This window comes from Brevundimonas sp. CURTG3B2_SDJG, from assembly GCF_057364705.1.
In genome coordinates, this window is record NZ_JBNFOJ010000086.1 from 1 (window position 1) to 10,724 (window position 10,724).

General features: G+C 66.1%; 8 protein-coding genes. 5 read left to right on the forward strand and 3 right to left on the reverse strand.

All coding sequences use genetic code 11. The annotated features are described in order from the left end of the window. Positions 1 to 11 precede the first annotated feature (11 nt). The 3 genes from AC2W7C_RS07670 to AC2W7C_RS07680 all read left to right on the forward strand — a co-directional run bounded on the left by AC2W7C_RS07670 (position 12) and on the right by AC2W7C_RS07680 (position 3,951). Positions 12 to 137 carry a GreA/GreB family elongation factor gene (locus AC2W7C_RS07670; RefSeq protein WP_486000916.1) on the forward strand — a complete coding sequence of 42 codons (126 nt, stop codon included), beginning with the start codon at positions 12 to 14 and terminating at the stop codon, positions 135 to 137. Positions 138 to 206: 69 nt separating this feature from the next. Beyond that, entirely contained in the window at positions 207 to 356 is a 150-nt protein-coding gene (locus tag AC2W7C_RS07675) for a hypothetical protein (protein WP_486000910.1), read from the forward strand. Between the two features lie 286 nt (positions 357 to 642). Beyond that, complete coding sequence (locus AC2W7C_RS07680; protein ID WP_486000911.1) at positions 643 to 3,951, forward strand: amidohydrolase family protein; 3,309 nt, start codon at positions 643 to 645, stop codon at positions 3,949 to 3,951. A gap of 880 nt (positions 3,952 to 4,831) precedes the next feature. Here the strand turns inward: AC2W7C_RS07680 and AC2W7C_RS07685 are convergent. Continuing rightward, positions 4,832 to 5,362 carry a hypothetical protein gene (locus AC2W7C_RS07685; protein ID WP_486000912.1) on the reverse strand — a complete coding sequence of 177 codons (531 nt, stop codon included), beginning with the start codon at positions 5,360 to 5,362 and terminating at the stop codon, positions 4,832 to 4,834. 528 nt (positions 5,363 to 5,890) lie between these two features. Between AC2W7C_RS07685 and AC2W7C_RS07690 the strand changes: the two genes are divergently transcribed. Further along, the gene (locus tag AC2W7C_RS07690) at positions 5,891 to 7,924 is read left to right on the forward strand and encodes a GNAT family N-acetyltransferase (RefSeq protein ID WP_486000913.1); all 2,034 of its coding nucleotides are present in this window, start codon (positions 5,891 to 5,893) and stop codon (positions 7,922 to 7,924) included. Further along, entirely contained in the window at positions 7,914 to 8,369 is a 456-nt protein-coding gene (locus AC2W7C_RS07695; protein WP_486000914.1) for an ASCH domain-containing protein, read from the forward strand. The genes AC2W7C_RS07690 and AC2W7C_RS07695 overlap by 11 nt, the downstream gene beginning before the upstream one ends. 126 nt (positions 8,370 to 8,495) lie before the next feature. On the opposite strand, the gene groL is transcribed toward AC2W7C_RS07695, so the two are convergent. Both groL and groES read right to left on the reverse strand, forming a co-directional pair. After that, on the reverse strand, positions 8,496 to 10,145 hold the full coding sequence (gene groL, locus AC2W7C_RS07700) for a chaperonin GroEL (protein WP_486000915.1): 1,650 nt from the start codon (positions 10,143 to 10,145) through the stop codon (positions 8,496 to 8,498). A 54-nt stretch (positions 10,146 to 10,199) separates the two neighbouring features. Then, on the reverse strand, positions 10,200 to 10,487 hold the full coding sequence (gene groES / locus AC2W7C_RS07705) for a co-chaperone GroES (RefSeq protein ID WP_054764370.1): 288 nt from the start codon (positions 10,485 to 10,487) through the stop codon (positions 10,200 to 10,202). Positions 10,488 to 10,724: the final 237 nt, after the last annotated feature.

Genomic DNA, 10,724 nt, shown 5'->3' on the forward strand with positions numbered 1-10,724 from the left:
AGACCTGGCGCATCGTCGGCGAGGACGAGGCCGATCCGGCCGCGGGCTCGGTCAGCCACGTCTCCCCCCTGGCCCGCGCCCTGATCGGTAAGCGCGTCGGCGACGAGGCGACGGTCGCCGCCAGGCCGTCGAGGTGATCGCCGTCGATTGACGTTGCCGCCGGAGCCGTTCCACCCCACCTTCCGGCTTCAACGAGAGAAACGGCCATGGCCCGAAAGCCCAACTACAGCTTCGAACGTCAGGAGCGCGAACGCGCCGAGGCCAGGAAGGCCGCCGAGAAGGCCGAGCGCAAGGCCGAGAAGAAGGCCGAGGCCGCCGCCCGCAAGGAAGCCGGCCTGCCGCCGCTCGAGGACTAGGGCCAGTCGACATTCAGTCTCAGCCCGTCATTCCGGGGCGTCCGAAGGACGAACCCGGAACCCAGGAATCTGAATCCGGCGTCGATTGGGTCAGCGACGGGATTGCGGCCCCGGGTTCCGGGGTCTTTCGCTACGCTCCGCCCGGGAATGACGATCCCAGGGCGGGAAGGGACGGATTGCGCTTGCACGTCTGGACTTCCCCTCGCCTTGGATGTCTGTTGCGTTCCCGTAAGGGACGCGGAGGCCCGCAAAGGGTCCGGGGCGTCGAGTAGCGGGGGATACATCCATGAAGCGCGTTCTGCTGGCCTCGGCCGCCGCCCTGGCGTTCGCCGGTTCGTCCTGGGCGCAGGAGCCCGCTCCGGTCGCCGTGTCGCCTGCCCCGGCTGCGGCCGACGCCGCGAACGAAGGCGCCGACGAGGCGCCCAAGTGGGACGTGCAGAACCCGCAGGGCCCCTCGCGCGACATTTCCATTGATGTGAGACGCGGCACCTGGATGTCGCTGGACGTCAGCCCCGACGGCCGCACCATCGTCTTCGACCTGCTGGGCGACATCTACGTCATGCCGGCCGCCGGCGGCGAGGCCCGCGCCATCGCCTCCGGGGTCGCCTGGGACATGCAGCCCAAATGGTCCCCCGACGGCCGCCACATCGCCTTCACCTCGGACCGCGCCGGCGGCGACAACATCTGGGTCATGGACGCCGACGGCACCAACCCGACGCAGGTGTCCAAGGAAACCTTCCGCCTGCTGAACCAGCCGGAGTGGACCCCCGACGGCGAGTTCATCGTCGCCCGCAAGCATTTCACCTCGTCCCGCTCGCTGGGCGCCGGCGAGCTGTGGATGTATCACCGCTCGGGCGGCGGCGGCGTCCAGATGACCGAGCGCCGGACCCAGCAGAAGGACACGGGCGAGCCCGCCTTCTCGCCGGACGGCCGCTACCTCTACTTCAGCGACGACGCCACGCCGGGCGGAACCTTCGAATACTCCAAGGATCCCAACACCCAGATCTACGTCATCCGCCGGCTGGACCGCGAAACCGGCGAGGTCGAGCCCTATGTCACCGGCCCGGGCGGCTCGATCCGCCCGACGCCCTCGCCCGACGGCCGCTCGCTCGCCTTCATCCGCCGCGTCCGCTACCAGTCGACTCTCTACGTCATGGACATCGCCTCGGGCCGCGAGACGCCGGTCTTCTCAGGCCTGGACCGCGACCTGCAGGAGACCTGGGCCATCCACGGCGTCTATCCGGCGATCAGCTGGACGCCGGACAACCGCTCCATCGTCTTCTGGGCCGACGGCCGCATCCAGAGCGTCGACGTCGCCTCCAGGGCCGTCACCGACATCCCCTTTCATGTGGCCGACACCCGCCGGGTCCAGGACGCCGTCCGCTTCCCGGTCGAGGTCGCGCCCGACCGGTTCGACGTGAAGATGATCCGCTGGGCCCGCCCCTCGCCGGACGGCCGCCGCGTCGTCTTCGAGGCCCTGGGCAACCTGTGGATCCGCGACCTGCCGACGGGAACGGCGCGCCGCCTGACCCGCCAGTCCGACCATTTCGAGCTCTATCCCAACTGGTCGCGCGACGGCCGCTCGATCGTCTACACCACCTGGGACGACCAGGATTTCGGCACGATCCGCGTGGTCCCGGCCGGCGGCGGCGAGGGCCGCGTCGTCACCCGCACGCCCGGCCACTACGTCGAGCCGACCTTCAGCCCCGACGGCCGCACCATCGTCTACCGCACCGTCTCGGACGGCTTCCTGACCTCGGCCCTGTGGAGCCGCGACCCCGGCGTCTACCGCATCCCCGCGGCCGGCGGCGAGCCGGTCCACATCACCGACGACGGCGTCGCGCCCCAGTTCGGCGCCGACGGTGAACGCCTGTTCCTGACCGGCCGCGACGGCGACAAGCGCACCCTGGTCTCGGTCGACCTGAACGGCGGCGAGCGCCGCACCCACCTGACCTCGGAATGGGCCGCCGAGTTCGCCGTCTCGCCCGACGGCCGCTGGGTCGGCTGGACCGAGCGCTTCAACGCCTATGTCGCCCCCTTCGTCGCCGCCGGCCGCCCGATCACCGTCAGCGCCGACGGCAAGTCCCTGCCCCAGGCCCGCGTCACCCGCGACGCCGGCGAGTGGCTCAGCTGGTCCGGTGACAGCCGCCGCCTGCAGTGGTCGCTGGGCCCCGAGCTGTTCACCCGCGACCTGAACCAGGCCTTCACCTTCGTCGACGGCGCGCCCGAGGACCTGCCCAAGCCCGACGAGCACGGGATCGACCTCGGCTTCAGCGTCCCGGCCGACAAGCCCGAAGGCCGCATCGCCCTGACCGGCGCCCGGCTGATCACCATGAACGGCCAGCAGGTCATCGAGAACGGCGTGGTCGTCATCGACGGCAACCGGATCGAGGCCATCGGCCCGGCCGCCTCCACCCCCGTCCCCGCCGGCGTCCCCACGATGGACATGAGCGGCAAGACCATCATGCCCGGCCTGGTCGACGCCCACTGGCACGGCTCGATGGGTTCGGATGAGATCATTCCCGAGCAGAGCTGGGTCAACTACGCCGCCCTGGCCTTCGGGGTGACCACCATCCACGACCCGTCCAACGACACCAGCGAGATCTTCGCCCATTCCGAGCTGGCCCGCGCCGGCCGCGTCGTCGGCCCGCGCATCTTCTCGACCGGCACGATCCTGTACGGCGCCTCGACGGCCTTCACCGCCCAGATCGACGACCTGGACAACGCCCGCTCGACGCTCCGCCGCATGGCCGCCGCCGGCGCCTGGAGCGTGAAGAGCTACAACCAGCCGCGTCGGGACCAGCGCCAGCAGATCATCCAGGCCGCCCGCGAGCTGAACATGATGGTCGTCCCCGAGGGCGGCTCGCTGTTCCAGCACAACATGACCATGATCGTGGACGGCCACACCACGGTCGAGCACTCCATCCCGCTGGCCCGCCTCTACGACGACGTCCACCAGCTGTGGCGCCAGACCGGCGTGGCCTATAACCCCACCCTGGTCGTGGCCTACGGCGGCGCGTCGGGCGAGCACTACTGGTACCAGGAAAGCCCGGTCTGGAACGATCCGATCCTGACCCAGTACGTGCCGCGCCGCATCCTGGACGCCCGCGCCCGCCGGCCCTTCATCGCCCCCGACGGCGAGTGGAACCACATCGCCATCGCGCGCGAGGCCAACCGCCTGAACCAGCAGGGCGTCAGCGTCTCCATCGGCGCCCACGGCCAGCGCGAGGGCCTGGGCGCCCACTGGGAGCTGTGGAGCCTGGCCCAGGGCGGCATGGCCCCCATCGACGTGATCCGCGCCGGCACCCTGAACGGCGCCCGCTCGCTGGGCCTGGACCGCGACATCGGCTCCCTGGAGCCCGGCAAGCTGGCCGACATGGTGGTGCTGAACGCCAACCCCCTGGACAACATCCGCAACACCACCTCCATCGCCTACACCATCGCCAACGGCCGGGTGTACGACGACCACATGAACGAGGTCGCCCCGCGCCAGCGCGCCCGCCAGCCCTTCTGGTTCGCGGAGGAAGGCGGGGAGGGCTGGGCCGCAGGGGCGACGGAGGCGGACAGCCACGGGCATGGGCACGGGCACGACTAGGGGCTGGGTTCTAGGTTCCAGGGGCTACAGGTCTCGGGTCTCGGGACCAACGCCGACGATTCCGAGCTCGAAGCTCATTCCTCCCCCACCGGGGGAGGGGGACCCTCCGAAGCCGCTCCGCGGCGAAGGAGGGTGGAGGGGCGCTCACCCCACGCTCCGCTCCCTTCCCTCTCCGACGAACGCGCCCCCGCGCGTCCGTCACGCCCAGCCCCGCCCCGCCCGACCCGGCCCGGGTCAAGGACAGGCCGTCCCGGCCTGCCGCGCGAGCGCGCGGAGCGTCCTTGAGGCGGGACGGGGCGGTGGCCACCCATCCACTCGCTCTCGCTGCGTCAGAAAGGTCACCTCGGGTCTTGTCTTGCGGCTCGGTCCTTCCCATCATCCATACGAACGCTCGCGCCTCGAAATCATCTGGCGCAGCCGCATAAGAATGTCTGAGCGTGACTACTGCGGCAGGTAACAGGAGCCCCGAAGGTAAGGGACTCCGCGAGATAGCCGTTCACACCCGGCGGAGACCGGCAGGAACGGACCAAGACAACCAATGTCTTGCGATCTCTGCCTGCTGCGAACGTTCTTCGAGCACATGCGGAGACTGTGAGACGCAACCCGGAGCGTACTTACATGTCGCAGAACGACCCTGAAAAGCATTCCTTCGATCTACAAGGCCTCGGCTGGCGAGTGTCCGCTAGGGGCCTCGGCTTGATCGTGGTGGTCGCGCTAGCTGTTCTGGCGTGCCTGCACCAAGCGATGGCCTAGTGGCAATCTCCCCCAACGGACGCGCCCCGCGCGTCCGTTCTTTCTGCTCCTGGCCAGCCCTAGTCCCACAGGCCCCGATGCAGCGCCTTGGACGCGACGCACAGGAAATCTTCCGCCTGCCCCGGCGTCAGCCGCGTCCGGATCGAGGTTGGAAGTCCGCCGAGCGTCCTCTGCGGGCGCCGAGACCAGGCTTCAGCGCGTCGGCGCCCTTGGCCACGCCGGCGTGCAGGTAGACATCCTCGGGCTCCACCCCCAGCCGGAGCCCAAGCCGCCGCGTCACGTCGTAGACCAGCAACGGCTTTCGGCCGGGTCTCAGCCCGAGCGCCCTCTCCACGGCCGCATAGAGTTCGCCAAACGGCTGGCCTTGGGTGAGATCGGACTCGCTCCGCGCCAACTCGACCGCCATCGCATCGAGGTCCGTCTTGCGGAACACCCATTGATGGGAGTCCCGCTTGTCCGCGTCGCCCAGCGTGAAGAACGCCCGCCGGCAGGCTTCGCGGAATGACAGCCGACGGTCGCCCCACCACAGCCGCTCTTCGTCCGGCCGATCTTCCCGCTGCTTCAGAAACAGGGTCACCATCTCGTCCAGCGTTCGACAGCTGGTGAAATCCGCCGGGCCGCAGGCCGGGGCCGACGATGCAGGCGCGCACGCGTTCATGGCTTCGCTCCTCTCCCATGCAACCTGGCATGCCGAACGGGAATTGCGAGGGATGGCCCGCCATCCCCGACCGGCGAGCCAACCCGCGCCGCTTGAGCCTATAGTGGGAGCCGACCACGGGTCAGTCCACGACGCGCGTGCTCCCCGAGGAGTGCACCCCCGCACGCTCCTCTGAGCCGGCTGGCCCCAAAACGTGTAGATCGTCCGCTCGGCCACGCCGATACGCCAGCTTTTCCATTCCTACCCCATCAGTGGCGGAGGAATAATCGTTGGAGACGATCGGACGACAGGACCGTCAACAGGCGCTCACGCGGGCCTTCTCGAGAGTCTTATCAGCTCGCATTTGGGAGAACCGATTAGGGCTCCGAGTCGAGCGCACAAGCTCTAGTTGACCGCCGCGCCTGAGACCGGTCCAATAGTCCAGGGGGAGCAATGGGCTTTAGGATTGAACATAACCCCCAGACCGTTCTTTCGTTTATCGCGGCGATACAGGCAGCCGCTGACGCTGAGAGAGAGGCACTGGGATTCATGCCGGGCGTGGCCTATGAGCAGGCTGCCCGAAAAGGCGAAATTACGCTGCTCCTGAACGACGAGGGGCGGCCCGGCTATGCAGGACACATCTGGGTCAGTGGAACCTACCCCCACGCTCGTGTCGTCCAACTGTGTGTGCTTCCAAACTTTCGGGGCAAGCACTTAGCTACGCGGCTCTTGCGCTCAGCGGTTCAAAGCGCGGAAGCGCTCGGATACCTGTCTATCAAGGCAAACGTCGCCAGCGATCTTCGGGCAGCTAATCACGTTTACCAAAGCCATGGCTTTGAACACGTCCGTACCCGGGCCGGAGGACGGAGCCGAGGTCGAGCGATTCTAGTTCGCTCTAAGGAACTCTCCTCGCCATCTCTCTTCAATTATCGAGCTTCGAAATCTGCTGTGCTCGATGGTCCTGAAGCCACGCTACAGGACCAGCCTCTCTACCTACTTGATGTGAACGTGTTCTTTGACGTTCTTCGGCAGCGCCAAGCAAGCGAGGCGGCGGCCAACATCATCCGTGCGGCGCTTGCTGGGGAGGTCCGGATTGGGGTTACGGCGGAGTTTGTGAGGGAGCTCCAGCGTACGACCAAGGGGAAAGTTGACCCCGTCCTCGCGTTCGCGCGCCTCCTCCCTGTCGTCGCAGCGCCACCAACCTCTCAAGTAGCCGCGCTCGTTGATTCTCTCGCGCCGATCGTATTTCCGAACCAGCATCGCGATAATGTGCTTTCAGCCCAATGTCGGTCCGACCTGCGTCACCTGGCCGAAGCGATTTTGGTCGGTGCTGACGGGTTGATTACCGCAGAGAAGGCAATCATCCGCGCGGATGCGCGGCTGAGATCAGAGTATCGGCTTAGTGTTTGGGGAACCGAGGCATTTGCTGCCCTTCTCCCGGCATTCTCAGAGCCGCTACCACCAGTCCGGGCAGAGCACGACCTGCTATTCCGTACGGAGGCTCAAGGCGCTGAAATCGACTCATTTCTGGCGCGCCATAGTGTGCCTGATTCAGTTCTTGTCTCGTTCCGGAAGCGCGATGCCACTGATAGGCGCTTTAGCGCCGTCAGCGTCAGAGAAAACGGCCATCTGCTTGCAGTAGCCGTGTCTCAAGCGCCTGCCGGTCCAAAGGGACATGCCCGACTCCTCGTGGTGGGCGACAATCGTCATCCCGCAATTTCGACTGCTGCCGATTATCTTCTTGAACATCACGTGCGCGGCGCGGCGATCAAACGGCCTGCCCGCGTGGAGTTTGTCCAAGTCGAAGGCCAACCGACTATCCGAAGAGCGGCAATTGCAAATGGCTTTCTTGCCTCCAGCGGTTCCCTCGTACTGCAGAAGCTGGTCCTTGGTTCGGCCGTTGTCGCAGAAACATGGGACGAATGGAGGGAGCGAATCAGAACCTGCGTCAACGTCCAGTTGCCCGCTCAAGTGCCTGTTTTTGAGCACGATGAGCAGATGGTCGGGTTGATTGCTGACGGTCGTACCAACACGTTTAGCCTGCTCGATCTTGAATCTGTTTTTTCGCCGGCATTATTCTTTCTTCCGGGCCGCTCGGCAGCAATTGTGCCGATCCAGAAAGTCTGGGCCGACGATCTTTTGGGGGGAGCTCAACTCCCTCTGTTTCCCAAGCCGGAGGCCGCGCTCCGATCCCGCCGGGTCTATTTCTCGTCTCCCATCAACGCCAAAATTCTCGTCCGGGGTCGCCCAATCATTTTCTACGAGTCTGGAAAGCGCTTGGGGCGTTCAGCCGCTATCGCCGCAGCGCGCGTAAGCCGAGCCGAGATTATCCGTAAGGACAAAGCTCCCGAAGAGTTACTCCGAGCCGCCGTGGTTCGAGGTCCGTCGTTAGCAAGGCTTACGGAAGGTACGTCCGTTCTTGCCGTATGGTTCGACAACATTATGCCTTTCGAAACTCCGGTGCCGTTCTCTCAAATGAAAGCTCTGGGCGTCGACGACAAAACGAACCTTGTCCGGAGCCGAGAAATTGACTCAGAGATCGCATCGAGAATCATCAGAGCCGGACGCCCGCATGCCGCTTGAAAACATCATCATGCTGTCGGTGTCGCCCACTTACGCCCGGTCGATTATGTCGGGCGCAAAATCTGTCGAACTTCGCCGCCGCGCCCCACGGATCGCCGACGGTACTCGTGCGTGGCTGTATTCGACCCTACCTATGGGCGAGGTGGTTGCACTCCTCCAGATTGAGACTGTTGTCGAAGCTCCGCTCGCCGAATTGTGGGAGCGCTATAGCAAAAGAGCCTCGATTTCAAAGGCGGCGTTTGACAGCTATTTCACTGGCCTGGCGTCTGGCGCAGCGCTGATCATCCGAGACGTCCAAGCGCTAAAGCAGCCCATATCACTTGAGGAGATGCGTCAACACGGCGCGTTCCACCCTCCTCAATTCTACCGCCGTGTCGCTGAAGATGCGGCAGGGCGACGGCTGGCGTCGAGCGAACTTTGCCCGCCGGTTCAACTCGTTGCCTGATCGAGCCAGCACAAAGCCAGCGGCCTAGCGAGAAAGGCGCCCCGGTCTCCCGGAGCGCCCCCTTCGTCCCGGCTCTCCGCACGGCTAACGCCGCGCTTCAACCGGTCTAACCAGACGTCGTGGACCCTAGAAGTCCATCCCGCCCATGCCGCCCATGCCGCCGCCCATGTCCGGGGCGCCGCCGGCCGAGGCCTTCTTCGGCGCATCCGCCACCGCGGCTTCGGTCGTGATCAGGATGCCGGCCACCGAGGCGGCGTCCTGCAGGGCCGTGCGGACCACCTTGGCGGGGTCGATGACGCCCATCTTGACCAGGTCGCCGTATTCTTCGGTCTGGGCGTTGAAGCCGAACGAAGCGTCCTTGTTTTCCAGCACCTTGCCGACGACGATCGAGCCCTCGACGCCCGCGTTCTCCGAGATCTGACGGATCGGAGCCTGCAGGGCGCGGCGGATGATGGCCACGCCGGCGTTCTGGTCGGCGTTGTCGCCGGTGACGCCTTCCAGGGCCTTGGAGGCCTTCAGCAGGGCGATGCCGCCGCCCGGGACGATGCCTTCTTCCACGGCCGCGCGGGTCGCGTTCAGGGCGTCGTCGACGCGGTCCTTCTTTTCCTTGACCTCGACTTCGGTCGAGCCGCCGACGCGGATGACCGCGACGCCGCCGGCCAGCTTGGCCAGACGCTCTTGGAGCTTCTCCTTGTCGTAGTCCGAGGTCGTGGCTTCGATCTGGGCCTTGATCTGGCCGATGCGGGCCTCGATCGCGGCCTTTTCACCCACGCCGTCGACGATGGTGGTGTCGTCCTTGGTGATGGTGACCTTCTTGGCCTTGCCCAGCATGTCCAGGGTGACGTTCTCGAGCTTGATGCCCAGGTCTTCAGAGATGACCTGGCCGCCGGTCAGGACGGCGATGTCCTCCAGCATGGCCTTGCGGCGGTCGCCGAAGCCCGGGGCCTTGACGGCGGCGACGCGCAGGCCGCCGCGCAGCTTGTTGACGACCAGGGTGGCCAGGGCCTCGCCCTCGATGTCCTCGGCGATGATGACCAGCGGACGGCCGGATTGGACGACGGCTTCCAGGATCGGCAGCATGGCCTGCAGCGAGGTCAGCTTCTTCTCGTGCAGCAGGATGAGCGGCTCCTCGAGCTGGGCCTCCATCTTGTCGGCGTTGGTGATGAAGTAGGGCGACAGGTAGCCGCGGTCGAACTGCATGCCCTCGACGACGTCGAGTTCGGTTTCAGCCGTCTTGGCCTCTTCGACCGTGATGACGCCCTCGTTGCCGACCTTCTCCATGGCGCGGGCGATCATCTCGCCGACTTCCACGTCGCCGTTGGCCGAGATGGTCCCGACCTGGGCGATCTCGGAGTTGGCGCTGACCTTCTTGGAGGAGGACTTGACGTTTTCGATGACCACGCCGACGGCCTTGTCGATGCCGCGCTTCAGGTCCATCGGGTTCATGCCGGCGGCCACGGCCTTCAGGCCTTCCTGGACGATCGCCTGGGCCAGGACGGTGGCGGTGGTGGTGCCGTCGCCCGCCTTGTCGTTGGTCTTGGAGGCGACCTCGCGGATCATCTGGGCGCCCATGTTCTCGAAGGCGTCTTCCAGCTCGATTTCCTTGGCGACCGAGACGCCGTCCTTGGTCGAGCGCGGGGCGCCGAAGGACTTCTGGATCACGACGTTGCGGCCCTTGGGCCCCAGGGTGACCTTCACCGCATTGGCGAGGACGTTGACGCCGCGCAGCATCTTGTCGCGCGCGTCGGTGTTGAACTGTACGATCTTGGCGGCCATCCGGCAGCTCCTATCTGTATGTTTTCGTGGAGGAAGAAGTCAGGCGTCGGGTGCTTAGGACAGCACGCCCAGGACGTCGGATTCCTTCATGATGATCAGGTCTTCGCCGTCGATCTTCACTTCCGTGCCCGACCACTTGCCGAACAGGATGCGGTCGCCGGCCTTCAGCTCCAGGGCGTTGACCTTGCCGCTGTCGTCGCGGGCGCCGGGGCCGACGGCGACGACTTCGCCCTCCTGGGGCTTCTCCTTGGCGGTGTCGGGGATGATGATCCCGCCCTTGGTCTTGGATTCCTCTTCTACGCGCTTCACGAGCACGCGGTCGCCGAGCGGACGAAACGCCATCTGTGGTATCTCCCTTGAGAAGTTCGCTGCGCGCCTCCGGCCGACCGCTTTGGCAGCCGACCGACCAGAGTGCTAACGCGAGCGGCAGGTAGGGGCCCCGCGAAGCCGCGTCAAGACGATCCGGCTCGAAGTTTCAGTCGGCGGCCGCCACCGCCCAGGCGGCCTGGACCTGGCGGGCGAAAAGGGGACGGGCCCCGCGCACCCGCATGCGCCAGTCCCGGCCCTCGGCGCCGGGGG

Bases quoted from the DNA above. Each gene is read 5' to 3' on its own strand.
- AC2W7C_RS07685 (WP_486000912.1), bottom strand. From the start codon at position 5,362: ATGAACGCGTGCGCGCCTGCATCGTCGGCCCCGGCCTGCGGCCCGGCG.
- AC2W7C_RS07695 (WP_486000914.1), top strand. From the start codon at position 7,914: ATGCCGCTTGAAAACATCATCATGCTGTCGGTGTCGCCCACTTACGCC.
- groES (WP_054764370.1), bottom strand. From the start codon at position 10,487: ATGGCGTTTCGTCCGCTCGGCGACCGCGTGCTCGTGAAGCGCGTAGAA.
- AC2W7C_RS07680 (WP_486000911.1), top strand. From the start codon at position 643: ATGAAGCGCGTTCTGCTGGCCTCGGCCGCCGCCCTGGCGTTCGCCGGT.
- AC2W7C_RS07690 (WP_486000913.1), top strand. From the start codon at position 5,891: ATGCCGGGCGTGGCCTATGAGCAGGCTGCCCGAAAAGGCGAAATTACG.
- AC2W7C_RS07675 (WP_486000910.1), top strand. From the start codon at position 207: ATGGCCCGAAAGCCCAACTACAGCTTCGAACGTCAGGAGCGCGAACGC.
- groL (WP_486000915.1), bottom strand. From the start codon at position 10,145: ATGGCCGCCAAGATCGTACAGTTCAACACCGACGCGCGCGACAAGATG.